Here is a 25,359-nt window from a genome sequence, read left to right as displayed (position 1 = left end):
TACCGGACCGAAGCCGAACCTCATGCGTTTGCTCACTTTCATGGCCTTTGGCCTGGCCCGCTGCGGCGTAGCCCCCGCCGAGTCGATCGAAAGCCACGGCTACACCCAGCTAGGCAGCCTCCAGTACCCCCAAAGCCTCACCCTTTTCGCCGACACCTCAAAGGCCATAGCGCGGTGTGCAATGCTGTTGAGCACCTTCAAGGGGTACGTCGATGGTTATCGCTTGGCCTACCGTGATCGCTTTGCGTTCGCCACCTACCCGCCCTACATGCAGGCGTTGAACAGCTGGGGGCAAAAAACCTCGGGGCACAACCGATGAATGTTGCCCATACCCTGCTGCGGCACGCCTTCACGCTCGGGTTGGCACTGTCGGCGAACCTGGCCCTCGCGACAGGCCAGTACGCTTTGACGCTCTACGACGAGCCACCGAAGTACCCGGCCGACTTTACCCATTTCGACTACGTAAACCCCGATGCCCCCAAGGGCGGCACCTTGCGCATCGCCGACATCGGCGGGTTCGACAGCCTTAACCCGTGGGTCGACAAGGGCGTGCCGGCGGCGCAAGTGCAGTACATCTACGACACCCTGATGGTGCAGAGCCTCGACGAGCCGATGACCGAATACGGGCTGGTGGCCGAACGCGCGGAAAAGGCCCCAGACAACACCTGGGTACGCTTTTACCTGCGCCCACAGGCCCGCTTCCAAGATGGCCACCCGTTGCGCGCCGAAGATGTGACCTTTACCTTCGACACCTTGATCAAATACGGCGCGCCGTTCTGGCGCAGCTATTGGGCCGATGTGCAGCGCGTGGAAGTCGAAAACCCATTGCAGGTGGTGTTTTATTTCAAGAATGGAAACAACCGTGAGCTACCGATGATCATCGGCCAATTACCGGTGCTGCCCAAGCATTTCTGGCAAGGCAAGGATTTCGCCCGTGCCAGCCTCGACGTGCCCCTGGGCAGCGGGCCCTATCGGGTCGCCTCGGTGCAGGCCGGGCGCTCGCTGCGCCTTGAGCGCGACGCCAACTACTGGGCCAAGGACCTGCCGGTCAACCGTGGCCAGTACAATTTTGATGCGATCGTCGCTGACGTATACCGCGACGCCGGCGTAGCCATTGAAGCGCTGAAGGCCGGCGCCATCGATTGGCGCCAGGAAATGGTGGCCAAAAACTGGGCCAGTGCCTACGACACCCCTGCCTTGCGCGAGGGCAAGCTGATCAAGGAAGAGATCCCCAACGGCTCCCCCAACGGCATGCAGGGCTTCGCCTTCAACCAGCGCCGGTCACTGTTCCAAGACGTGCGCGTGCGTGAAGCGCTGAGCCTGATGCTCGACTTCGAATGGACCAACCGCCAGCTGTTCAACAATGCCTACGTGCGCGCCTCAAGCTACTTCAGCAACTCGGAATTGGCCGCCACCGGCCTGCCCGACGCCGATGAGCTGAAACTGCTGGAACCCTTGCGCGGTAAAATCCCCGACCGGGTGTTCAGCGAGCCTTATCGCAACCCGGTCAGCGATGGCAGCGGGGTGATCCGCGACCAACAGCGCCGCGCTTACCAATTGCTGCAGGAAGCCGGCTGGAAGGTGGCGGACGATCGCATGACCGATGCCAACGGCAAGCCGGTGAGCATCGAGTTCCTGGTGGCGTTCCCCGAGTACGAGCGCATCTTGTTGCCCTACAAACGCAACCTCAAGGACCTCGGTATCGACCTGGTACTGCGCCGAGTAGACGCCTCGCAATACGTGAACCGCATGCGCGCACGGGATTTCGACATGGCGATTACCTCACTGCCGCAGTCGCCGTCGCCGGGCAACGAGCAACGCAACTACTTCACCAGCGATGCCGCCGACCGCCCCGGCACCCAGAACGTGATGGGCCTGAAAGACCCGGCCGTGGACCAACTGGTCGACGGGCTGATCAATGCCGGCTCGCGCAAGAGCCTGATCACCCATGCCCGCGCGCTGGACCGCGTGTTGCTGTGGAATTTCGTGCTAATCCCCAACTGGACCTCGGCCACTTGGCGGGTGGCCTATTGGAACAGGCTGCAGCACCCCGGCAGGCCGCCCAAATACGACATCGGCCTGATGACTTGGTGGGCGCGCCCCGGCGCTACCGAGCTGCCTCACCCGGCCGCCGATGCCGCCGCCGAAGGAGCCCGCTAGATGCTCGCCTACACACTGCGGCGCTTGCTGCTGATCATTCCCACGCTGTTCGGCATCCTGATCATCAACTTTTTGATTATCCAGGCCGCGCCTGGCGGCCCGGTGGAGCAAGCGATCGCCAAGCTCGAAGGCTTCGACGGCGCCACCCGCCGCATCGGTGGCGGCGAGGGTGCCGAGCTGTCGGTGGGCGGCTCCCATTACCGCGGCGCCCAGGGCCTGGACCCGGCGCTGATCGCTGAAATAGAACGTCAGTATGGTTTCGACAAGCCGGCACCGGAGCGCTTGTGGATCATGCTCAAGCACTACGCGCGCTTCGACTTCGGCGAAAGCTTCTTTCGCAACGCCAGCGTCACGCAGTTGATCCTGGAAAAAATGCCGGTATCGATCACCCTGGGGCTGTGGAGCACGCTGATCATGTACCTGGTGTCGATCCCGCTAGGCATCGCCAAGGCCACCCGCCACGGCAGCCACTTCGACGTGTGGACCAGCTCGGCGATCATCGTCGGCTATGCGGTGCCAGCCTTTTTGTTCGCCATCCTGCTGATCGTACTGTTCGCCGGGGGCAGCTACTTCGACTGGTTCCCGCTGCGCGGGTTGACCTCGAACAACTTCAGCGAACTGAGCCTGCCCGGCAAGGTGCTCGATTACTTCTGGCACCTGGCATTGCCGGTCACGGCACTGGTGATCGGCAACTTCGCCACCATGACCCTACTCACCAAGAACAGCTTTCTCGACGAAATCGGCAAGCAGTATGTGATCACCGCCAAAGCCAAGGGCCTGAGCCCGCGGCGGGTGCTGTACGGGCATGTATTTCGCAACGCCATGCTGCTGGTGGTCGCGGGTTTCCCCTCGGCGTTCATCGGCATTTTCTTTACCGGTTCGCTGTTGGTCGAGGTGATTTTCTCGCTCGACGGCTTAGGCCTGATGAGCTTTGAAGCCGCGATCAACCGTGACTACCCAGTGGTGTTTGGCACGTTGTTCATCTTCACCCTGCTGGGGCTGTTGGTGAAACTGATCGGCGACCTCACGTACACGCTGGTAGACCCACGTATCGATTTCGACAGCAGGCAACATTGATGGCCCTCTCCCCCCTGAACCGTCGCCGTTACCAACGTTTCAAGGCAAACAAACGCGGCTGGTGGTCGCTGTGGCTGTTCAGCGTGCTGTTCGTGCTGAGCCTGGGTGCCGAACTGCTCGCCAACGATAAACCCTTGCTGGTGCACTATCAGGGCCAGTGGTTTTTCCCGGCGTTCGAGCGCTACCCGGAAACCGCCTTCGGCGGTGAGTTCCCCCTCGAACCCAATTACAAAACCCCCTACATGCGCAACCTGCTCGCCGAGCATGGCGCCACGGTGCTCTGGGCACCGATCCCGTTCAGCTACCAAAGCATCAACTACGACCTGCGCGTGCCGACCCCGGCACCGCCGTCGGCGCAGAACTGGCTGGGCACCGACGACCAAGGCCGCGACGTACTCGCACGGGTGATCTACGGTTTCCGCATTTCAGTAGTGTTCGCCCTGGTACTGACCGTTTTAAGCTCCATCATTGGCGTGGTCGCCGGCGCCTTGCAGGGGTTCTACGGCGGCTGGGTAGACCTGGCCGGCCAGCGTTTTTTGGAGATCTGGTCAGGGCTGCCGGTGCTGTATTTGCTGATCATCCTGGCCAGCTTCGTACAGCCTAATTTCTGGTGGTTGCTGGGCATCATGCTGTTGTTTTCCTGGATGAGCCTGGTCGACGTGGTACGCGCCGAGTTCCTGCGCGGGCGCAACCTGGAATACGTGCGCGCCGCCCGCGCCCTGGGCATGCGCGATGGGCCGATCATGTTCCATCACATTCTGCCCAATGCCATGGTCTCCACCATGACCTTCATGCCGTTCATCCTCACGGGCGCTATCGGCACCCTGACCGCCTTGGATTTCCTCGGCTTCGGCCTGCCCGCCGGGGCGCCGTCGCTGGGTGAGTTGGTCGGCCAGGCCAAGTCGAACCTGCAGGCGCCCTGGCTAGGCATCACCGCCTTCACCGTGCTGGCGCTGATGCTCAGCCTGCTGGTGTTCATCGGCGAGGCGGCGCGTGATGCCTTTGACCCAAGGAAGTGACATGAACGACACCCTCATCGAAATCCGCGACCTGGCGGTGGAGTTCGTCAATGGCCAGGAACGCCACCGCGCCGTGGACGGCGTGAGCTTCGACATCCGCCGCGGTGAAACCCTGGCGCTGGTGGGCGAAAGCGGCTCAGGCAAGTCGGTGACGGCCCATTCGATCCTGCGGTTGTTGCCCTACCCCCAGGCGCAGCACCCCAGCGGAAGCATCCGCTACGGCCAGCACGACCTGCTCAGCCTCGGCGAAAAACCCATGCGGCGATTGCGCGGCAACCGTATCGCGATGATTTTCCAAGAGCCGATGACCTCACTCAACCCACTGCATGCTATCGAGAAGCAAATCGGTGAAGTACTGGCGCTGCACAAGGGCCTGACCGGCACGGCCGCCCGCGCGCGCACCCTGGAGTTGCTGGAGTTGGTGGGCATCCCAGACCCCGCCACGCGCATGCGCGCCCTGCCCCATGAGCTGTCGGGCGGCCAGCGCCAGCGGGTGATGATCGCCATGGCCTTGGCCAACGAGCCCGAACTGCTGATTGCCGACGAGCCCACCACGGCGCTGGATGTCACCGTACAGCTGAAAATCCTCGAACTGCTCAAGTCGCTGCAGGCGCGCCTGGGCATGGCGTTGTTGCTGATCAGCCACGACCTTAACCTGGTGCGGCGTATCGCCCACCGGGTGTGCGTGATGCAATCCGGCCGGATCGTCGAGCAAGCCGAGTGCGAGCAATTGTTCACCGCCCCACAGCACCCCTACACCTGCCAATTGCTCGGCGCCGAACCCAGTGGTGCGCCAGTGGCGGCGCCCGCCGGCGGCGAAACGATGCTGCAGGTGCGCGACCTCAAAGTGTGGTTTGCCACCCGCAAGGGCTTGCTGCGGCGTAGCACGGCGCCTATCAAGGCCGTGGACGGGGTGAGTTTCAGCCTGCCCAAAGGGCAAACCCTGGGCATCGTCGGCGAAAGCGGCTCGGGCAAGTCTACCCTGGGGTTGGCGATCCTACGGTTGCTCCACAGCGAGGGCGAGGTCGACTTCAATGGCCGCGCCCTGCATGGGCTGTCGCGCCAGGCGGTGCGGCCCCTGCGCCGAGAAATGCAGGTGGTGTTCCAAGACCCGTACGGCAGCCTGAGCCCACGCATGAGCATCGACCAGATCGTCGGCGAGGGCCTGCGTATCCACGGCATCGGTACGCCGCAGGCGCGTGAGCAGACGATCATCCAAGTGCTCGAAGAAGTGGGCCTGGACCCGGCCACCCGCCATCGCTACCCCCATGAGTTCTCCGGCGGTCAGCGCCAACGTATTGCCATTGCCCGCGCCCTGGTGCTGCGGCCAGCGTTGATCCTGCTCGACGAACCCACCTCGGCGCTGGACCGCACCGTGCAGCGGCAGGTGGTCGAATTGCTGCGCACCCTGCAGGCTCGGCATAACCTCACCTATTTGTTCATCAGCCACGACTTGGCGGTGGTCAAAGCGCTGAGCCACCAATTGATGGTGATCAAACACGGCAAGGTGGTGGAACAGGGCCCTGCGGCACAGGTGTTCGCCGCACCGCAGCATACATATACGCGCCAGTTGCTGGAGGCCGCGTTCGTGGGGGGGTATTCCGGCCCATCGGGCTAAGTGGGCCGGCCTGTGCCGCCGGATTCTGGAACATGCCAGTCGCGGGGTGGCACAGCAAACGCCCTGCTGGAGATAGAAATAGAGTTACCGTCAGGGTCTTTGGCATTTGCAAAACGGTAGCCGTTCGCCTGGTGGGTGGCGCCGAACGTCAGCCCTTGCGCCCGGCACTCATCTTTGAAGCCGTCGACATCCTCGATATCAAAAACCAATTTCACGGTCACCTGCCCTGTTTTCACGCTTTTCGCAGCGGGGTGAACCATGAGCATGGCCCCACCCTGTGGGGACTTTAATTCGACGACCCGGTCGCTGGCATCGAGCGTGCTGATAAAGCCGAAATAGCGTTCATAAAATTCGCAGGTCGTTTGGACGTTTCGCACATACAGCATTATCCGATTAAGTGATGGCCCCACAGCATCGCCCTCAGTATCTTTTCACGCGTCACTGGCCGGAAGCCGCGTGGCGTATCGATTGGCAAGTTTTAAATAGTGTTCAGGATGGCCTGTACCTCAACCACTCGGGCATAGTCCATCGCCAGATTGCTGAGCGACAGTGCATGCACGTCTTCGGCGGGCCAGAGGCGGCCGGTTAAATCCACTTGGTCGAAGGTATAGGTGGCATCCGCGGCCACGGTCACATCAAAGCCCAAGCTGCCGCCTGAGCGCGCGGTGGCTTCGACCGAATTGTTGGTAATGACACCCACGATCACCAGTTGCCGAATAGTGCGGGCATGCAGCCACCGCTCCAAGCCAGTCGCTGCGAATGCATCCGGAACGTTTTTTTCCAACACATGCTCATGGGCCAGCGGGCTAAGCGCTGGCTGAAACTCACAGCCTGGTTGGCCCGGCCAAAACACCGACGCCGGTGACCGAGACAGATGCCTGACATGCACAACCGGCCGCTGCGACCGCCTCCAGGCGCTCAACAGCTGCTGTATATGCGCCTCTGCGTCTGGATTGTTGCGGCGCCCCAGCTTTGGGTGATTGATGCCCAGTTGCATGTCGATGATCACCAATGCGGCGTTGGCGTCCAAAGTGGCCATGGCACGTTCCTTTGCTAAACAAACCTGCATGCTAATCTGCCGGCACCGGCGACGCATGGGTATCTGCGCCTGAAGCTCGCGCACACGCCAACAGGCGGTCTATCACCGCCGACTGCTGCGCAGCGCGGGTAACCAGCCCGAGTATCGCCTTGGGCCACGCCAACTCCAGCGGGCGGAAGTGCAAGCCAGGCCGTTGCATGCGTTGCATCGACGCTGGGACGATCGCGATCCCCATCCCCGCTGATACCAGGTTGACCGCAGAGGACAGCTGCGGCGCCTGTTGATGGATATTGATGTTGAAACCCCGGCTTCGGCAAGCAGCCACGATGTCTGCGCTCAAGCCATAGCCCGACTTTCTCGAATAAAGCACAAAGCGTTCATGGCGCAGGTCTTCCAGTTGCAAGCGCGCTCGCTGCACTAACGGGTGACCTTCGGGCAGCACCACCACCAACGGCTCCTCGCTCAAGGGCTGAAAAGCCACATCTTCCGTGACCGCGAAGGGCGGCCTGACAATGGCGGCATCGATTTCCCTGCGGCTTACGCGGCTGGCCAGCGATTCGCTGTCGCCCTCAACCAAATTGACCTGCACGTATGGGTATAGCTGCTGATAACGGCTGATCAACGCCGTCACCCCTTCGCTGAACGAGGCCGACTCGGTAAACCCGAGCGTCAGCAGGCCGATTTCCCCGCGGGCCGCCCGCAATGCGCTTTTCTTCGCCTGCTCTACCCGGGCAAGGATTTCCTGCGCACAATCGAGAAAAACCTTGCCGGCATCACTCAACACAACGCCGCGCCCTTGCCGGTGGAACAGCGGCGTACCGACTTCCTCTTCCAGTGCACGTATCTGCTGGCCCAGTGGCGGCTGGGCAATGTGCAGGCGTTGCGCCGCCTTGGTGAAGTTTTCTGCCTGCGCCGTGGCGACAAAGTAGCGCAAATGCCGAAGTTCCATCTGAACGCTGAACATCCTAATTAAGTATTAATAGAATATTAGACACGAATGTGGGCGCGCGCCATGCTGTGCAACACCTGGCCAGGTACGAACATTCACGGTCTGGAGAGCCTATGAACAGTACACAACGGTTACGCCATTTACTTAAAAGCGCTAACAGCCTTATCGCACCCGGGGCCTATGACGGGCTCAGCGCTCGCTTGGTCGAATTGGCCGGGTTCGAGGCCGTGTACGCCAGCGGCGGTGCTATCGCACGCGCCGCCGCACTGCCAGACATCGGCCTGTTAAGTTTCAGCGAAGTGCTAGCCCGGATCGAGAACATCGTCGAGGCCAGCGCGCTGCCCGTTATCGCCGACGCCGACACCGGGTTCGGTGGGGCCGCCAATGTGGAGCGAACTGTCAGGGCCTTCGAACGGGCTGGCGTAGCCGCGCTGCACCTGGAAGACCAAGCGTTTCCCAAACGTTGCGGGCACCTGGACGACAAATCGCTGATCGATACCACAGAAATGTGCGCGAAAATCCGCATTGCGCGGCGAACGCTACGCGACCCCGACCTTGTCTTGATCGCACGTACCGATGCCATCGCCGTCGAAGGTTTCGAAGCTGCCCTGGCGCGGGCGCAACGCTATGTGCAAGCAGGCGCGGATATGATTTTTGTCGAAGCACCAGAAACGGTTGAGCAAATACAAGAAATTGCCCGCCGGATACCGGGCCCCAAGTTGATGAACATGTTCTATGGGGGCAAGACGCCGCTGATGCCAGCGGAGGAATTGGCCTCGCTGGGCTATCAACTGATCATTATCCCTTCTGACTTACAACGCGCGGCCATTCATGCCATGCAAAACACGTTGGCGCAGATCAAGCGTACCGGCGACAGCAGCGCCTTGGCCGGCCAACTCACCAGCTTCCAAGAGCGGGAACAGATTGTGCGGACCAGCCGCTTTCTCGCTTTAGACAAAGCCTGAGCATACCGATAGACCATGAGGCGACCCGGGCCTGGCTGAACCTTATGCCGTTGGCGGTCTAATGTGGCGTCTCTGACGTCTGCACAGCACTGCCGAAAGGGTGCGGGCAACGCTGAGACACCACACGCGGGCATGTATAAATTGCGCTACCCTCAGGGGCATTGTGGAGGGACACTGGCGCGAGGCGCCGAGGTCCGAAGCGGCCGGTTTTTCGCGCACTTCATTGGCGTCACCATCACCGTATTCAGCATTTTGCGAGCAAGCACATGATCGATGGCTCTGCCGTTCTGGCGGTCTTTTTGGTTTACCTGGCCGGTGTCGTTATCCCGGGCCCGAATTTCGTCGCCGTTGTGCATAAAGCGGTGGCGGCTACCCGTTCAGAGGCACTCGCCTTGGTAGCCGGTATCGTCATGGTCAACCTGTTCTGGGCTACCTGCGCAATCAGCGGCCTGGGTGTTGTATTTGCAGCGCTGCCTTGGGCTGCCCTGGCCGTGAAAACGCTGGGGGCGGCGTACTTGATGTGGTTTGGGTTGCAATTGCTGATCACGGCGGGCAAACCTGTGCTTGGCCCGCCGGCGGGTAGCGGCGCACGAAATTGCCGGCAAGCCCTTATACAGGGAGTGGTGACCAACCTGGGCAACCCCAAATCCATAGCCTTCTATGCCGCTGTTTTTTCCGCAGCCGCGCCCACTCACGTTTCACTCGGCACGTTTTTGTCTATGGTGGCAGTGGTCGTGGCGGTTTCGATGGCCTGGTATGCCACGGTTGCACTGGCGCTTTCCCAACCTCGCATGGCCCGCCTGTATCAGGGTAGGAAAAAAACACTCGACCGGTTGTGCGGTGGCTTGATTGTGGCGTTGGGGATCCGCCAACTGGTTTAGCCAGTGCGCGGTTTGCGGACTTAATCTAACGTGGCGTTTCAGAAGTTGGCTGCACACTGTTGGCGGTGCCTTTTACCGCCGGCGTCAATGCTTGTGCGAAGTTCTGAAACACCACGCTCGGCTCAAACGCGCAGTTCGGGCTGTTGCCGAACGCAACCAAGCAAAAAATCCATCACGGCCTTGACCGCGGGTGAGCGGCGTAGGTCCGGGTACACTGCCAACCAGAGATCTCGGATCGGCCCCTCGGTGTCCACCGGCAGGCGCTGTAGGGTTGTGTCGTGGTCACCGATGATCGTGGGCAACACCACCGCGCCTACGCTACACCGTGCAGCCATGTGCTGAGAGGCAAGATCACCTGCGCGAAACACCACGGGCCGCTGCCGGCGAACCTGGTGCAGCCAGGCTTGTTGAGGCAGGTGATCGCAGCTTTCATCGTAGGCGACGAAGCCCTGCTGCTCGGCTGGGGTGGCGCGCCACTGGGCGGTGGCGTAAAGCGCAAAACGCACCGCGCCGACCTTTCGAAGTACCAGGGCGCCTTCTTCGGGGCGCACGGTGCGCAGGGCAATGTCGGCTTCGCCTTTATCCAATGCCGCCAAAGACAACGCGGGCAATAGCACCACGTTGAGTTTCGGGTATTGCTCACGCAATACGCCAATGTTGGGCGCGATGCACTGCAGGGCCAGCGAAGGGGGCGCGCTGACCCGAACCGTGCCGGCGACCCCCAGCGCAGCGACACGAGACAATTGCTGCACCTGGGTGGCAATACCGGCCATCGAGCCTGTGAGGCTGGCCAGCGCGCGGCCCTCGGCGGTCAAGGGCCGACTTCGCGGCAGGCGGTCGACCAGGCGAAGCCCAAGCGATGCTTCAAGGGCATCCAGCCTACGGCCCACGGTGGCGTGCTCGACCTGCAATTCGCGGGCGGCGGCCGACAACGAGCCGGTGCGGGCCAATACCGTGAAAAAATATAAATCCTGCCAGTCAAACATCGGGTTATTTCCGCACGGAGGCCAGGAATATTTTGGGAATTATCGAACCGTATGCGGTGTTTTACCATAGCTTAAGCGGCTAAACGCAACCCTGCCTGGAGGCACCCTCATGAAAGCAATCACCGTTGAAACCTATGGCGGGCCGGAAGTGCTGCAGCTGCGGGCAGACGTGCCAATCCCGACGGTTAACCCAGGGCATGTGCTGGTCAAGGTCGCCTACGCGGGCATCAACTTCATGGATATTCATACCCGCCAGGGAAAATATGCAGCTTCCGTGACTTACCCGGTGCGGTTGCCTTGCACCTTGGGCATGGAAGGGGCGGGAGAGGTGGTTGCAGTGGGCGCTGCGGTGGCCGGCCTTGCCCCCGGCGATCGGGTGGCCTGGTGCATTGCTTGGGGCAGCTACGCCGAGTATGCAAGCGTACCGGCGGCAAGGGTTGCGAAAATCCCGGATGCAATACCTTTCGACTTGGCCGCCGCTTCTATCTTCCAGGGCTCCACCGCCCATTACTTGGTCGAAGATGTTGCCCAACTGCGCCCGGGTAACTGTTGCCTGGTCCATGCGGCCTCCGGCAGCATCGGCCAATTGCTGGTGCAGATGGCCAACAGCCGAGGGGCCAAGGTATTTGCCACGGGCAGCAGCGCAGCCAAGTGCGCCGTGGCTGTGCAAAGGGGGGCGGCTTTTGCCATACCTTACGACAACGGCCGCTTCGCTGATCGGATTCTTGAAGCGACACACGGCGACGGCGTGGATGTGGTGTTCGACTCGCTCGGTAAAGCGACGTTGCGCGACAGCTTCAGGGCCTGCCGTACCCGGGGCTTGGTGGTCAACTATGGCAACGTTTCCGGTTCGCTGGCCGACCTGGACCCCATCGAATTGGGCGAAGGCGGGTCATTGTTCCTGACCCGCCCACGGCTGGCTGACTACATGGCCGATGGCCCGACCGTACAGCGGCGCGCCGATGCGGTGTTCTCGGCACTGCTTGATGGCGCATTGAACATCGACATTGAAGGGCGTTACAGCTTGGAAGATGTACAAACGGTGCATGCCCGTATCGAAGCGCGGGAGCAAATCGGTAAGGCGGTGGTGTGCATCGGCGGCGCTCGCTGAACACGCAGCGCGATGGCTAGCGGCTCGGCGGCGCCGTGTCTATCGCCGCATCCACCACCGACCGCGGCAAGCTGGGCGATAGCGCGCGCAGAAAATCGTAGATGCGCGGGTGGTTGATTTTCTGCCGCTTGAGCACCGCGTAAAGAGGCGGGCTGGGAAATAAATGGGCGGCATTGATCGCAATCAGCCCTTGGTCTTCGACCGGGCTATAAACGAAGTCTGGCACTACAGAGATACCGATACCGCGTTTCACATAGGATTTGACCACGTCGGTGTTCGTGCAGTGAATCACCCGCGGCGAGTCCTTGGAAATTTTCTCCAGAATGCTCACCACCTGGGAATTCGATGTTGCGGGTTCGTAGATCACCATGGGGTAAAGCGTCAAGTCTTGCAACGAGGGCGATTCGAAGGTACCGATTTCATGGCCGGCGGGGGCAATGATCAAGCGGTCGCACGTCCCATAAGGAATCACTACCAGTTCCGCATGGTCATGGACCGAAGAATTAAAAAGGCCAATGTCGGCCTGGCCGGATTTCAGGCTGTCTACGATTTCGTCATTTTTGCCCTGCAAGATAGTGATACGCACACTGGGGAATTCCTTGACGAACCGTTCGATCACATCGGGCAGTAGATAACGCGCCTGGCTATGGGTAGTGATGATTCGCAACGCTTCGACGGCCGACTGGCTTTTTTCCGAAATGCACAGAATTCGCTCGTACTCGGCCACGATCGTGCGGGCGCTGGCTAAAATATCCTGGCCATGCTCGGTAAAACCCGTGATCCGGTGGTTCTGCCGTTTGAGCAAGGGCAGCCCCAAGGCCTGCTCAAGCGCCGCAAGGCTCATGCTGACGTTAGGTTGCGAAGTCGCCAGCGCCTTGGCCGCCTTCGAGACGTTGAAATCGTTTCGCGCAAGTTCCACCAGGCACTTCAACTGCTGGATATTCACAAGCTACCTCTGGCGCTGCCACAGCGTTTATATCGAATAAACAGACTTATAACACCGAGCAAGGCCAGATGATCACTCCGCCGCCGTACTGGGATGTTACCCGAACATGGCGCAAACCTTGCGGGGTGCCGGTGATCGTGCCCTGTACCGAAGGCGCCGGCTTCAAGATCACCGGGGTGGCCAATGTGCTGACCGGCGCGGCGGCTATGGCCGCAGCGCCGGCCGCGGTTAAGCGCAACCTTTGAACCCCAAACGAAAAAAAGGGTGGCCTAAGCCACCCTTTTTTCAAACAGAAACCCAAGAACTCAGTTCTGGTTTTCCATTTGCGCGCGAATCAGGTCACCGATGGTCGTCGGGCCAGCGCTTTCGCCGTCGGCCTTGTTACGCAGGGTCTGAATCGCTTCTTTTTCGTCCTCTACGTCTTTCGACTTGATGGACAAGCTGATCACGCGGGACTTACGGTCGACGCTGATGATCTTGGCTTCGATGGCGTCGCCTTCCTTCAGCACGTTGCGCGCATCTTCAACGCGGTCACGGCTGATTTCGGACGCTTTCAGTGTCGCCTCGATATCGTCGGCCAGTGTCACGATAGCGCCCTTGGCGTCCACTTCCTTCACGGTGCCATGGACGATGGCGCCCTTGTCGTTCAGCGCGACGAAGTTGGAGAACGGGTCGTCTTCTAGTTGCTTGATACCCAGCGAGATGCGCTCACGCTCAGGGTCAACGGAGAGGATGACGGTTTCCAGCTCATCGCCCTTCTTGAAGCGACGCACGGCTTCTTCGCCGGTTTCGTTCCAGGAGATGTCGGACAGGTGAACCAGGCCATCGATGCCGCCGTCCAGGCCGATGAAGATACCGAAGTCGGTGATCGACTTGATGGTGCCGGAGATCTTGTCGCCCTTGTTGAACTGGCCAGAGAAGTCTTCCCATGGGTTGGACTTGCACTGCTTGATGCCCAGGGAGATACGACGGCGTTCTTCGTCGATGTCCAGAACCATGACTTCCACTTCGTCGCCAACCTGAACGACTTTCGACGGGTGGATGTTCTTGTTGGTCCAGTCCATTTCGGACACGTGTACCAGGCCTTCGACACCCTCTTCCAGCTCGGCGAAGCAGCCGTAGTCGGTGAGGTTGGTGACGCGTGCCTGTACGCGGGTACCCTCTGGGTAACGTGCCTTGATGGCCACCCATGGGTCTTCGCCCAGTTGCTTCAGGCCCAGGGATACGCGATTGCGCTCGCGATCGTACTTCAGGACCTTGACGTCGATCTCGTCGCCCACGTTGACGATTTCCGACGGATGCTTGATGCGCTTCCACGCCATGTCGGTGATGTGCAGCAGGCCATCCACGCCGCCCAGGTCGACGAACGCACCGTAGTCGGTGAGGTTCTTGACGATACCTTTGACTTGCTGGCCTTCCTGCAGCGACTCGAGCAGGGCTTCACGCTCTGCGCTGTTCTCGGCTTCGAGCACGGAACGGCGGGAAACGACAACGTTGTTGCGCTTCTGGTCGAGCTTGATGACCTTGAACTCGAGTTCTTTGCCTTCGAGGTGGGTGGTGTCGCGCACAGGGCGAACGTCGACCAGCGAGCCCGGCAGGAATGCACGGATGCCGTTGACGTCGACGGTGAAACCGCCTTTGACCTTGCCGTTGATAACACCCTTGACCACTTCTTCAGCGGCGAAGGCAGCTTCCAGAACGATCCAGCACTCGGCGCGCTTGGCTTTTTCACGGGACAGCTTGGTTTCGCCAAAGCCGTCTTCGACAGCGTCCAGCGCGACGTGAACTTCGTCACCGACCTTGATGGTCAGCTCGCCCGCTTCGTTGAAAAATTGCTCGAGCGGGATGACGCCCTCGGACTTCAGGCCGGCGTGAACGGTAACCCAGTCGCCGTCGATGTCGACAACGGTACCGGTGATGATAGCGCCCGGCTGAAGATTGAGGGTCTTCAGGCTTTCTTCAAACAGTTCTGCAAAGCTTTCGCTCATTTTGATTCCTGTAGTTGGGTTTTAAGTCGCAACCCATTCGCCACGTTCCAGCTCACGTGGGTTTCGTTCAAGTAAAAGAAAGCCTGCGGGGGCAGTAGCCTTAGCTACTTGGGCTGGTCCCCCGCGGGCTTTCTTGCTTCAAGCCAGGCCGCGCAATTCGGCCTCGCTCAGGATTCGGTCAAGCACCTGCTCGATGGAAAGCTCAGTGGAGTCGAGCGGGATCGCATCGGGGGCCGGCTTGAGCGGCGCCACCGCGCGTTGCATGTCGCGTTCGTCACGCGCACGTATCTCATCGAGTAGACTCGCGAGATTAACATCATCGCCCTTTGCCTTCAACTGCAGGTATCGGCGGCGGGCACGTTCCTCGGCGCTGGCGGTGAGGTAGAACTTCAGCGGCGCGTCGGGGAATACCACCGTACCCATGTCGCGGCCGTCTGCCACCAGCCCTGGCGCTTCACGGAAGGCCCGCTGGCGCTTGAGCAGCGCCTCGCGCACGGCGGGCAATGCAGCGACCTGTGAAGCGCCGGCGCCCACCCGCTCGTTACGGATGAGCTGGGTTACATCTTCCCCTTCGAGAACGATGCGGTCCAGTTGTAGGCCGCCCCCGGCGATGAACTGCACATCGAGGTGCTCGGCCAGCAACACCAGCGAGGCCTCGTTGGTGAGGTCTACGCCATGGTTGCCGGCGTTGAAGGCCAGCAGGCGGTACAAGGCGCCCGAGTCGAGCAGGTTCCAGTGCAGTGCCTCGGCAAGCTTGCCGGCGACGGTGCCCTTGCCCGAGCCGCTGGGCCCGTCGATGGTGATGACCGGTGCATGAAAATTCACATCTGTCCCTCTTCTACCACGTGCAACCCGGCCTGTGCGCACAGGCCGATGAAATTAGGAAATGCGCTGGCCACGCTGGCGCAGCCGCGCACCCGTACCGCGCCCTGGGCACACAAGGCCGCCACGCAAAAGGCCATGGCCACCCGGTGGTCGCCCTGGGTGTTCACTTCACCCCCTTGCAGTTGGCCACCTTCGATGATGATGCCACCCGGTTGTGTCTGGCAGGTGATGCCCAATGCTTGCAAACCTTCGGCCATCGCTTGCAGGCGGTCGGTTTGCTTTACCTGCATCGCGTGGGCGCCGCGCAGCACGGTACGCCCCTGGGCGCAGGCGGCGGCTACGAACAACGCGGGGAACTCGTCGGTCGCCAGCGGCACCAGGGCATCCGGGATGTCGATGCCCTTGAGCAGTGCACTGCGCACGCGGATGTCGGCGGCCGGTTCGTTGCCGAGCAGGCGAGGTTGTTCAAAGGTGATGTCCGCGCCCATCAGGCGCAAGATGTCGATCACCCCGGTGCGGGTCGGGTTCACCCCGACATTGTGCAGTAGCAGGTCGGAGCCTGGGGCGATACTCGCCGCCACCAGCAAAAAGGCCGCGCTGGAGAGGTCGCCCGGCACCTCGACCTGCGCCCCTTGCAGCGCCCGCCCCGGTTCTAGCTGCAGGGCGCCAGCCTCTGTGTGCACGGGGTAGCCGAAGGTGCGCAACATGCGTTCGGTGTGGTCACGCGTGGGCGCGGTTTCGCGCACGGTGGTGCTGCCCTGGGCGTAGAGCCCGGCCAACAACACGGCGGACTTTACCTGGGTACTGGCCACCGGCGGGTTGTAGTCGATGCCACGCAACGCCTGGCCACCCTGAATGCGCAGCGGTGGGCGGCCATCTTCGGCGGTGGCGACCTTCGCTCCCATCTGCCCGAGCGCGGTGGCCACACGGGCCATCGCCCGGCGTGACAACGATGCGTTTCCAGCCAATTCACTGCTGAAGCGTTGCCCGGCCAATAACCCGGCGAGCAGGCGCATGGACATACCGGAGCCACCCAGGTACAGCGCCCCAGGCGGTGCCTGCAGGCCATGCAAGCCCACGCCGTGGAGCGTCAACCGGCCTTGTTGCGGACCTTCGATGACCACGCCCATGTCACGCAAGGCTTGCAGCGTGGCGAGCGAGTCCTCGCCTTCAACAACGCCTTCAATCTGTGTAACACCTTCGGCGATCGAGCCCAGCAAGATCGCCCGGTGCGAGATGGCCTTGTCTCCCGGCATCCGCAGGCTGCCACGGAGCATGCCGCCCGGTTGGCCTACGTAGGTCACCTCGCCCTTGCCGGGCGCTTCGACGTAGGCGCGCCGGGCGAGGATCTTGCCAAAGTGCTCACGGGCCGCGCGGGCACGGGTGAACACGCCCAGCAAGTGATGGCCATCGCCTTCGGCCACGGCCTCGCGCAGGGTGGCGAGGTCATCGCGGAACACGTCGAGTTGGCGCAATACCGCGTCGCGATTGGCCAGGAAGATGTCGTGCCACATCAGCGGGTCGCTGCCGGCGATACGGGTAAAATCGCGAAAGCCGCCGGCGGCATAACGGAAAATCTCAAGGTTTTCGTGGCGCCGGGCCAACGAGTCGACCAGGTTGAAGGCCAGCAGGTGCGGCAAGTGGCTGGTGGCGGCCAGCACTTCGTCGTGCCGCTCGATGGGCATGTGCTCAACGCTCGCGCCCAACGCCCGCCACAACCGGTCGACGGTCGCCAGCGCCTCGGGCTCGGTTTCATCGAGCGGGGTGAGGATCACCTTGTGGCGCTTGAACAGCCCGCCGTTGGCCGCCTCCACGCCGCTTTTCTCAGAACCGGCGATCGGGTGGCCGGGCACGAAGCGGGCCAGGCGCGGGGCGCTGAATACCGCCCGCGCAGCTCGCTCGATATTGCCCTTGGCACTGCCGACGTCGGTGATTATTGCATGGCCAAGCTCCAGGCCCGCCAGCCGCCCTAGCAGTGTTTCCATGGCCAGGATCGGCACCGCCAGTTGGATAACGTCGGCACCGACGCAGGCGGTGGCCAGGTCCGCCTCGCAGCGGTCGGTAATGCCAAGTTCCACCGCGCGCTGGCGCGACGGTGCATCGAGGTCTACACCCACCACTTCGCGGAACAGCCCGCTCTGGCGCATGCCCTTGGCGAATGAACCGCCGATCAAACCCAGGCCTACCACCACCAGGCGGCCGAGTGCCGGCATGGGGGCCGCGGGGGCGCTGGCGCCTTGCCGTTCACTCATGCGCAGGCCCGTTTCAGAGCACGGCTTTGGGGTAAGACCCCAAAACCTTGAGGGCCACCGCGTCCTGGCTGATGCGTTCGAGCACCGCCTTGCTCAGCGGGTCGCGCAGGTGGCCGACGAAGTCAATGAAGAATACATACGTCCACTTGCCGCTGCGCGAGGGGCGCGTTTCGATGCGGGTGAGGTCGATGTTGTTCTCGTGGAAGGGCATGAGCAGGTCGTGCAGCGCGCCGGGTTTATTGCGCATCGAAACGATGATCGAGGTCTTGTCGTCACCGGTGGGGGGCACTTCCTGGCTGCCAATGATCAAAAAACGCGTGGAGTTGTCGGGGCGGTCTTCGATTTTCTCGGCCAGGCGGTTCAAGCCGTAAAGGCCGGCAGCCATGTCGCCGGCGATGGCGGCGCTGTTCCACTCGCCCTTGACCCGCTTGGCGGCCTCCGCGTTGCTCGCCACCGCCACCCGCTCCACGTTGGGGTAATGGGCATCGAGCCATTTGCGGCATTGCGCCAGGCTCTGGGCGTGGGAGTAGATGCGGGTAATGGCATCGGTCTTGGTGTTCTCGCCAATCAGCAGGTGGTGGTGGATGCGCAGCTCCACCTCGCCACAAATCACAATGTCGTGCTCCAGGAAGCTGTCCAGGGTGTGGTTGACCGCACCTTCGGTGGAGTTCTCCACTGGCACTACACCGAAATTCACGGCACCGGCGACCACCTCGCGGAACACTTCGTCGATCGCCGCCATCGGCTGGCTGATCACCGCGTTGCCGAAGTGCTTGACGGCGGCGGCCTGGGTGAAAGTGCCCTCCGGCCCCAGGTAGGCAACCTTGAGCGGGTTTTCCAGGGCCAGGCACGACGACATGATTTCACGGAACAGCCGGGCCATTTCCTCATTGGACAGCGGGCCACGGTTGCGCTCCATCACCCGCTTGAGCACCTGGGCTTCGCGCTCGGGCCGGTAGAACACCGGCACTTCGCCTTCGGCCAGCGAGGCAGTTTTGACCCGTGCCACTTCTTCGGCACAGCGCGCCCGATCGCTGATCAGCTCGAGGATCTTTTCGTCGAGGCTGTCGATGCGCAGCCGCAGTGCCTTGAGTTCCTGTTCAGCCATCAACCGCGCTCCTTCTCGAATTCGGCCATGTAGGCGACCAGCGCTTCGATGGCATCCTGGCCCAGGGCATTGTAGATGGAAGCGCGCATGCCGCCGACGGTGCGGTGGCCTTTTAGGTTGAGCAGCCCGCGGGCGTCGGCGCCGGCCAGGAAGGCTTTGTTCAGGGCCTCGTCGGCCAGGCGGAACGGCACGTTCATCCACGAACGTGCCGCGGGGGCGATCGGGTTGCTGTAGAAATCGCTGTTATCGATGAAGGCGTAAAGGCGGTCTTTCTTGGCGCGGTTGCGCTGTTCCATGGCGCCGACGCCGCCCTGCTCCTTGAGCCACTCGAACACCAACCCGGCCAGGTACCAGGAATAGGTGGCAGGGGTGTTGTACATCGAGCCATGCTCGGCGGCTATGGTGTAGTTGAGCATGGTCGGGCACACCGCGCGGGCCTTGCCGAGCAGGTCTTCGCGAATGATCACCACCACTAGGCCGCTGGGGCCGATGTTCTTCTGCGCACCGGCGTAGATCATGCCGAACTGGGTCACGTCCAGTGGGCGCGAGAGGATGTCTGAAGACATGTCTACCACCAGCGGGGCATCGGCTTGCGGCACCCAACCGAACTGCAGGCCACCGATGGTTTCGTTACTGGCGTAGTGGATGTACGCAGCGCCGGGGGTGAGCTGCCACTGCGCTTGGGCAGGGAGGTCCATATAGTTGCTCGGCTTGGCGCTGGCGGCCACGTTTACGGGGCCGTAGCGGCGCGCTTCATCGATGGCTTTGCGTGACCAAATACCGGTGTCGATGTAGTCGGCGGTGGCGTTTTCAGGCAGCAGGTTCAGCGGAATCTCGGCGAACTGCTGGCTGGCGCCGCCCTGCAAGAACAACACTTTGTAGTGGGCCGGAATAGACAGCAGCTCGCGCAGGTTGCGCTCGGCCGCCTCGGCGATGCCCACGTAATCATCGCTGCGGTGGCTCATTTCCATGACCGACAGGCCTTTGCCATGCCAGTCGAGCATTTCGGCCTGGGCACGCTTGAGAACGGCTTCAGGAAGCGCGGCGGGGCCGGCGCAGAAATTAAAGGCTCGGTTGCTCACATCCACTCTCGCTCTTGAATACTCGACCCAGGGTCGGGGGGGTAATACCTGAGACCACGGCGCCCTGCCCTCGACGGTAGGGCGCCGATTTTTTTAGGCCGGGGTGTCGTCGGCGTCCGGCGCGCTGTCGTCATCGGCCTGCTGGTCGAGCACGTCGGCCTCGCTGATGAAACCCTCTTCGCCTTCCAGCGCCTGGCCTTCGACCTCCAGCAGTTCCTCTTCCGAAGGCTCTTGCACACGCTCCAGGCCCACCAGCTTCTCGTCGCTGGCCAGCTTGATCAGCGTCACCCCCTGGGTGTTGCGGCCCAGGCTCGACACCTCGCCCACGCGGGTACGCACCAGGGTGCCCTGGTCGGAAATCAACATGATCTCTTCGCCTTCGAGCACCTGCACGGCACCGACCAAACGGCCGTTGCGGTCGTTGCTGACCATGGCGATCACGCCCTGGCCGCCGCGGTTGTATTGCGGGAACTCGGCAATCGCGGTGCGCTTGCCATAGCCACGCTCGGAGGCGGTAAGGATCTGGCTGCCTTGCTCCGGAATGATCATCGAGATCAGCTTCTGCCCATCGGCCAGGCGCATGCCACGCACGCCACGGGCGGTGCGGCCCATCGGGCGCACGTCGGTTTCATTGAAGCGTGTCACCTTGCCGGCGTCGGAGAACAGCATCACCTCGCGTGAGCCGTCGGTGATGGCGGCGCTGATCAGCACGTCCCCCTCGTCCAGTTCCAAGGCGATCAGGCCCACGCTACGCTGGCGGCTGAACTGCTGCAGCGGCACCTTCTTCACGGTGCCACCGGCGGTGGCCATGAAGATGAAGTGCCCCTCGGTGTACTCCTCCACCGGCAGCATGGTGGTGATGTACTCGCCCTCGCCCAACGGCAGCAGGTTGACCAGCGGGCGGCCACGGGCGGCCCTGGACGCTTCGGGGATTTCGTAGGTCTTGAGCCAATACACCTTGCCCTTGCTGGAGAAAAGCAGCAGGGTGGTATGGCTGTTAGCCACCAATAAATGGGAGATGTAATCTTCGTCTTTCACGCCTGTGGCAGACTTGCCCCGGCCACCGCGGCGCTGGGCCTGGTAGGCGGCGAGCGGCTGGGTTTTGGCGTAGCCGCCGTGAGAAATGGTCACCACCCGATCTTCTTCGGGGATCATGTCACCGAGGGTGAGGTCCAGGCGCGCGTCGATGATTTCGGTGCGGCGCACATCGCCGAATTCGGCGCGAATGGCTTCGAGTTCTTCGCGAATCACTTCCATCAGCCGTTCGGCACTGCCGAGGATGCGGATCAGTTCGCCGATCTGGTTGAGGATCTCCTGATACTCAGCCAGCAGTTTTTCATGCTCCAGGCCGGTCAGGCGGTGCAGGCGCAGCTCGAGAATGGCTTGGGCCTGTTCGGGCGACAGGAAGTACTTGCCGTCGCGCATGCCGTACTGCGGGTCGAGGTTTTCCGGGCGGCAGGAATCGGCGCCAGCGCGCTCGACCATCACCTGCACGGCGCTCGACTCCCACGGCGTGGTGATCAGCGCTTCCTTGGCTTCCGATGGCGTGGGCGAGGCCTTGATCAGTGCGATCACCGGGTCGATGTTCGACAGGGCAACCGCCTGGCCTTCCAGGATATGGCCCCGCTCGCGGGCCTTGCGCAGTTCGAACACCGTGCGCCGGGTGACCACTTCGCGGCGGTGGCGCACGAAGGCTTCGAGCAGGTCCTTGAGGTTCAGCAGGCGTGGCCGGCCATCGATCAAGGCGACGATATTGATGCCGAACACGCTTTGCAGTTGGGTTTGCGCGTAGAGGTTATTGAGGATCACCTCCGGCACTTCGCCACGGCGCAGCTCGATAACGACCCGCATGCCGTCCTTGTCGGACTCATCACGCAGCTCGGTGATGCCTTCGAGTTTCTTTTCTTTTACCAGCTCGGCGATTTTCTCGATCAGCCGTGCCTTGTTGAGCTGATACGGAAGCTCGGTGATCACGATCTGCTCGCGGCCACCCTTGTCGATGTCTTCGACAGTGGAGCGGGCACGCATGTAGATGCGGCCACGGCCTGTGCGGTAGGCCTCGATGATGCCCTGGCGGCCGTTGATCAGGCCGGCGGTGGGAAAATCCGGGCCGGGGATGTATTGCATCAGTTCATCGATGCTGATCTCGGGGTTGTCGATCAGCGCCAGGCAGCCGTCGATCACCTCGCCGAGGTTGTGCGGCGGAATGTTGGTGGCCATGCCCACGGCGATACCGCTGGAACCGTTGACCAGCAAGTTCGGCACCTTGGTGGGCAGCACCGCCGGGATCTGCTCGGTGCCGTCGTAGTTGGGCACCCAGTCGACGGTTTCCTTATGAAGGTCGGCCAGCAGCTCGTGGGCCAGCTTGGTCATGCGCACTTCGGTGTAGCGCATGGCCGCGGCGTTGTCGCCGTCGACCGAGCCGAAGTTGCCCTGGCCATCGACCAGCAGGTAGCGCAGCGAGAAGGGCTGGGCCATACGCACGATGGTGTCGTACACGGCGGTGTCGCCGTGGGGGTGGTATTTACCGATCACGTCACCGACCACGCGGGCCGATTTCTTGTAGGCTTTGTTCCAATCGTTGCCCAGCTCGCTCATCGCGAAGAGCACCCGGCGGTGTACCGGCTTCAAGCCGTCGCGGGCATCGGGCAGGGCCCGCCCGACGATAACGCTCATCGCATAGTCAAGATAGGACTGCCGCAGCTCGTCTTCGATATTGACCGGCAGGATTTCTTTGGCCAGATCGCCCATGAGAAGCCTGATTCCTTTTTCTGGTGAAACCGCAAGGTTTCGTCTCGAATTGCGCGAGCGAGGCCCGTTGGCAATGGCCCCACTGTAAACCGCCGGATCTTACCACAGCGCCCGCCAAGGGCCTATCCCCAATCCCCCTTGGTTGCCTATTGACTTTAGCGTTAAAGGCGTTGTGCAGGGCCTGGCGGCCTCTGACGGCGAATACCCCCATTACGCGCGCCCGGCTTGGCCGCCCTGCACGCCGCCAGGGCACACCGCGCTACAGTTTCGCAAGCGCCGGCCGATAACGCGCAAAAGCCTCATAGAAGCGAAACCGCCATGCGCAACAACCAGCCCGTCACCGACCGCGAACGCACCTTCCCAGCCAGCCAGCGCTTGATTTCCACCACGGATGCCCGGGGGATCATCAGCTACTGCAATGAAGCTTTCATCTCGGTGAGCGGTTTCGCTCGCGAAGACTTGGTCGGTGCACCACACAATGCCGTGCGCCACCCCGACGTGCCAGCGGCGGTGTTCGCGCATATGTGGCAAACGCTCAAGGCCGGCGAACCCTGGATGGGCGTGGTGAAGAATCGCTGCAAGAACGGCGACCATTATTGGGTGAATGCCTATGTCACGCCGATTTTCGAAAACAACCAGGTGGTGGGGTTCGAGTCGGTGCGGGTCAAGCCCACGCCCGAGCAAATCGGCCGCGCCCAAGCCCTGTACGCCCGGCTCAACGCCGGCAAGGCCGCAGTGCCGGCACGGGACCGCTGGCTGCCGATGCTGCTCGATTGGTTGCCGTTCATTGTGGTCAGCCAATTGGCGTTCGTGATCGGCTTTTACCTGGGCAGTGGCTGGGGCTTTGCGCTGGCCGCCCTATGCTCGGTACCGCTGGGCCTGTTGGGGCTGCGTTGGCAGCAGCGCGGCCTCAAGCGCCTACTACGGTTGGCCGAGCAAAGCACCAGCGACCCGCTGATCGCCCGCATGTACACCGACAGCCGCGGCGCCCAGGGCCGCCTGGAACTGGCCATGCTCAGCCAACAGGCGCGCCTGCACACCTGCCTCACCCGCTTGCAAGACAGCGCCGAGCACCTTACCGACCAAGCCCGGCAGAGCGACCAGTTGGCCCACGCCAGTGCCGGTGGCCTCGACCGGCAAAAGGCCGAGACCGACCAGGTGGCTACCGCGATCAACCAGATGGCCGCCACCACCCAGGAAGTGGCCAGCCATGTGCAACGCGCCGCCGATGCCACCCAACAAGCCAACCGCCTGACCCGTGAGGGCCGCGGCATCGCCGGGGAAACCCGCGAGGCGATCCAGCGATTATCGGTGGCGGTGGGTGAAACCGGGCTGACCGTGACCCAACTGGCCCGGGACAGCGATGAAATCGGCGGTGTCGTGGATGTGATCAAAGGCATCGCCGACCAGACTAACCTGCTGGCGCTCAATGCGGCCATCGAAGCGGCCCGGGCCGGGGAAATGGGCCGGGGCTTTGCCGTGGTCGCCGATGAAGTGCGCCAGTTGGCGCAACGCACCGCTGAATCCACCGGGCAGATCCACGGGCTGATCGCCAAGCTGCAGCAAACCGCCGGCGAAGCGGTGCAAACCATGGAGAACGGTCGGCGCCAGGCCGAAGAAGGTGTAGCCCGCGTGCAACAGGCCGATGAAGCCTTGGTGGGTATCAGCGAAGCGGTGGCCAATATCGCCGACATGACCACCCAGATCGCCACCGCCACCGAAGAACAAAGTGCGGTGGCCGAAGAAGTGAGCCGCAACGTGGCCACCATCGCCACCCTGGCCCTCGAGACCACCGGCCAAGCCCAACGCTCGGCGCGGCTCAGCGAAGAACTGGCTGGCACCGCCAGTGGCCAGTACTCGCTTGTAGAGCGCTTCAATAGGTAACCCGCGGCGGGCTGAACGCGGCATTGAGCGATGGGGGTGAGCGTGCCGCCGCTGTTCTATAAAAACGCTGCTATTCGGTCCGCCGCTGTGAGCAGGTGGTCCTCATGGCTGTAGCCCGAGCTTTTCAGCGGTTTGAGGTCATGGTCGGCGGCCGCTAGCCAATACAGCTCGACCTGGCTCGATAAGGTGTAACCTTCGACCGTGGCGCGGTTGCCCAGCGCGTCGCGCTCGCCTTGGATGATCAAGCTGCGCGTGGCCAGTGTACGCAGGTGCTCCACCCGTGGTTTTTCCGGTTTGCCAGCGGCATAGAACGGGTAACCCAAGCACACCAAGGCATCGGCGCCCAGTTCGTCTGCCAGCAAGCTGGCCATGCGCCCGCCCATGGATTTACCGCCGATGGCCAGCGTGCCGCTGACCTGCGTGCGCGCCAAGGCATAAACCTCCCGCCACTTTTCGAGCAATCGCGCTTGTGGGTTGGGCGGGCGCTTGCCGCCCCCGGCCCGGCGCTGGGCCATGTAGTCGAATTCAAAACGCAATACGTCCATGCCCAACTGCGAAAGGTTGCGCGCCATGGCGTTCATGAACGGGCTGTCCATCGGTGCCCCGGCGCCATGGGCCAGGATCAAACAACTGCGGGCCTCGCCGGCCGGCTGCCCTGGGGGACTGTCCCACAGCCAGCCGTTGTCGTGCACACGTTCGAGCCACTGGTCAGGCATTT

Annotated in this window: 22 protein-coding genes; 10 read left to right on the top strand and 12 right to left on the bottom strand. The window is 62.2% G+C overall.

The features are described from left to right. Positions 1-22 precede the first annotated feature (22 nt). Genes HAQ05_RS10000 through HAQ05_RS09980 form a run of 5 tightly spaced genes read left to right on the top strand, consistent with a single transcriptional unit; the run spans position 23 to position 5,874 of the window. Positions 23-319, top strand: coding sequence for a hypothetical protein (locus tag HAQ05_RS10000; protein ID WP_190419972.1), 297 nt, complete (start codon positions 23-25; stop codon positions 317-319). Beyond that, positions 316-2,160, top strand: coding sequence for an extracellular solute-binding protein (locus HAQ05_RS09995; protein ID WP_190419970.1), 1,845 nt, complete (start codon positions 316-318; stop codon positions 2,158-2,160). The genes HAQ05_RS10000 and HAQ05_RS09995 overlap by 4 nt, the downstream gene beginning before the upstream one ends. Next, the gene (locus HAQ05_RS09990; protein WP_190419968.1) at positions 2,161-3,237 is read left to right on the top strand and encodes a microcin C ABC transporter permease YejB; all 1,077 of its coding nucleotides are present in this window, start codon (positions 2,161-2,163) and stop codon (positions 3,235-3,237) included. Then, positions 3,237-4,256, top strand: a complete 1,020-nt coding sequence (locus tag HAQ05_RS09985) for an ABC transporter permease (RefSeq protein WP_190419966.1) — start codon at positions 3,237-3,239, stop codon at positions 4,254-4,256. Before HAQ05_RS09990 ends, HAQ05_RS09985 begins: the two co-directional genes overlap by 1 nt. Position 4,257: 1 nt before the next feature. Beyond that, positions 4,258-5,874: an ABC transporter ATP-binding protein gene (locus tag HAQ05_RS09980; RefSeq protein ID WP_190419964.1), complete on the top strand. Its 1,617-nt coding sequence runs from the start codon at positions 4,258-4,260 to the stop codon at positions 5,872-5,874. Here HAQ05_RS09980 and HAQ05_RS09975 read toward each other — a convergent pair. The 3 genes from HAQ05_RS09975 to HAQ05_RS09965 all read right to left on the bottom strand — a co-directional run bounded on the left by HAQ05_RS09975 (position 5,871) and on the right by HAQ05_RS09965 (position 7,862). Then, positions 5,871-6,260: a VOC family protein gene (locus tag HAQ05_RS09975; RefSeq protein ID WP_194719584.1), complete on the bottom strand. Its 390-nt coding sequence runs from the start codon at positions 6,258-6,260 to the stop codon at positions 5,871-5,873. The genes HAQ05_RS09980 and HAQ05_RS09975 overlap by 4 nt on opposite strands. A 92-nt stretch (positions 6,261-6,352) precedes the next feature. Continuing rightward, positions 6,353-6,913, bottom strand: coding sequence for a cysteine hydrolase family protein (locus HAQ05_RS09970; RefSeq protein ID WP_190419960.1), 561 nt, complete (start codon positions 6,911-6,913; stop codon positions 6,353-6,355). Positions 6,914-6,944: 31 nt separating this feature from the next. Further along, positions 6,945-7,862, bottom strand: a complete 918-nt coding sequence (locus HAQ05_RS09965; protein ID WP_190419958.1) for a LysR family transcriptional regulator — start codon at positions 7,860-7,862, stop codon at positions 6,945-6,947. A 113-nt stretch (positions 7,863-7,975) separates the two neighbouring features. Here HAQ05_RS09965 and HAQ05_RS09960 point away from each other — a divergent pair, with 113 nt between their 5' ends. Together HAQ05_RS09960 and HAQ05_RS09955 are read left to right on the top strand one after the other, a co-directional pair. Beyond that, positions 7,976-8,827, top strand: coding sequence for an isocitrate lyase/PEP mutase family protein (locus HAQ05_RS09960; RefSeq protein WP_190419956.1), 852 nt, complete (start codon positions 7,976-7,978; stop codon positions 8,825-8,827). Positions 8,828-9,093: 266 nt separating this feature from the next. Beyond that, complete coding sequence (locus tag HAQ05_RS09955; protein WP_190419954.1) at positions 9,094-9,708, top strand: LysE family translocator; 615 nt, start codon at positions 9,094-9,096, stop codon at positions 9,706-9,708. Between the two features lie 122 nt (positions 9,709-9,830). Here HAQ05_RS09955 and HAQ05_RS09950 read toward each other — a convergent pair whose 3' ends face one another. Continuing rightward, positions 9,831-10,694 carry a LysR family transcriptional regulator gene (locus HAQ05_RS09950; protein WP_190419952.1) on the bottom strand — a complete coding sequence of 288 codons (864 nt, stop codon included), beginning with the start codon at positions 10,692-10,694 and terminating at the stop codon, positions 9,831-9,833. 109 nt (positions 10,695-10,803) lie between these two features. On the opposite strand from HAQ05_RS09950, the gene HAQ05_RS09945 reads away from it, so the two are divergent. Next, positions 10,804-11,805: a quinone oxidoreductase family protein gene (locus HAQ05_RS09945; protein WP_190419950.1), complete on the top strand. Its 1,002-nt coding sequence runs from the start codon at positions 10,804-10,806 to the stop codon at positions 11,803-11,805. A gap of 16 nt (positions 11,806-11,821) precedes the next feature. Here HAQ05_RS09945 and HAQ05_RS09940 read toward each other — a convergent pair whose 3' ends face one another. Then, positions 11,822-12,751 carry a LysR substrate-binding domain-containing protein gene (locus HAQ05_RS09940; RefSeq protein ID WP_190419948.1) on the bottom strand — a complete coding sequence of 310 codons (930 nt, stop codon included), beginning with the start codon at positions 12,749-12,751 and terminating at the stop codon, positions 11,822-11,824. A 68-nt stretch (positions 12,752-12,819) separates the two neighbouring features. On the opposite strand from HAQ05_RS09940, the gene HAQ05_RS09935 reads away from it, so the two are divergent. Beyond that, positions 12,820-12,996 carry a hypothetical protein gene (locus HAQ05_RS09935; protein ID WP_190419946.1) on the top strand — a complete coding sequence of 59 codons (177 nt, stop codon included), beginning with the start codon at positions 12,820-12,822 and terminating at the stop codon, positions 12,994-12,996. A 60-nt stretch (positions 12,997-13,056) separates the two neighbouring features. Here HAQ05_RS09935 and rpsA read toward each other — a convergent pair whose 3' ends face one another. The 6 genes from rpsA to gyrA all read right to left on the bottom strand — a co-directional run bounded on the left by rpsA (position 13,057) and on the right by gyrA (position 22,757). Beyond that, the gene (gene rpsA, locus HAQ05_RS09930) at positions 13,057-14,739 is read right to left on the bottom strand and encodes a 30S ribosomal protein S1 (RefSeq protein WP_190419944.1); all 1,683 of its coding nucleotides are present in this window, start codon (positions 14,737-14,739) and stop codon (positions 13,057-13,059) included. 138 nt (positions 14,740-14,877) lie between these two features. After that, a complete protein-coding gene (gene cmk, locus HAQ05_RS09925) occupies positions 14,878-15,564 on the bottom strand; it encodes a (d)CMP kinase (RefSeq protein ID WP_190419942.1) in 687 nt (228 codons plus the stop codon). Then, entirely contained in the window at positions 15,561-17,816 is a 2,256-nt protein-coding gene (locus tag HAQ05_RS09920; RefSeq protein ID WP_420825763.1) for a bifunctional prephenate dehydrogenase/3-phosphoshikimate 1-carboxyvinyltransferase, read from the bottom strand. Before HAQ05_RS09920 ends, cmk begins: the two co-directional genes overlap by 4 nt. 13 nt (positions 17,817-17,829) lie before the next feature. After that, complete coding sequence (gene pheA / locus HAQ05_RS09915; protein WP_190419940.1) at positions 17,830-18,924, bottom strand: prephenate dehydratase; 1,095 nt, start codon at positions 18,922-18,924, stop codon at positions 17,830-17,832. Beyond that, entirely contained in the window at positions 18,924-20,006 is a 1,083-nt protein-coding gene (gene serC, locus HAQ05_RS09910) for a 3-phosphoserine/phosphohydroxythreonine transaminase (protein ID WP_190419938.1), read from the bottom strand. The genes pheA and serC overlap by 1 nt, the downstream gene beginning before the upstream one ends. A 93-nt stretch (positions 20,007-20,099) precedes the next feature. Then, positions 20,100-22,757, bottom strand: coding sequence for a DNA gyrase subunit A (gene gyrA, locus HAQ05_RS09905; protein ID WP_190419936.1), 2,658 nt, complete (start codon positions 22,755-22,757; stop codon positions 20,100-20,102). Positions 22,758-23,075: 318 nt separating this feature from the next. Between gyrA and HAQ05_RS09900 the strand changes: the two genes are divergently transcribed. After that, positions 23,076-24,641, top strand: a complete 1,566-nt coding sequence (locus tag HAQ05_RS09900; RefSeq protein ID WP_190419934.1) for a methyl-accepting chemotaxis protein — start codon at positions 23,076-23,078, stop codon at positions 24,639-24,641. A gap of 56 nt (positions 24,642-24,697) precedes the next feature. On the opposite strand, the gene HAQ05_RS09895 is transcribed toward HAQ05_RS09900, so the two are convergent. After that, the gene (locus HAQ05_RS09895) at positions 24,698-25,357 is read right to left on the bottom strand and encodes an alpha/beta family hydrolase (protein WP_190419932.1); all 660 of its coding nucleotides are present in this window, start codon (positions 25,355-25,357) and stop codon (positions 24,698-24,700) included. Positions 25,358-25,359 lie beyond the last annotated feature (2 nt).

Source organism: Pseudomonas typographi, assembly GCF_014694385.1.
In the GTDB taxonomy this organism is placed as follows: domain Bacteria; phylum Pseudomonadota; class Gammaproteobacteria; order Pseudomonadales; family Pseudomonadaceae; genus Aquipseudomonas; species Aquipseudomonas typographi.
This window is presented reverse-complemented; position numbering and strand designations above follow the sequence as displayed.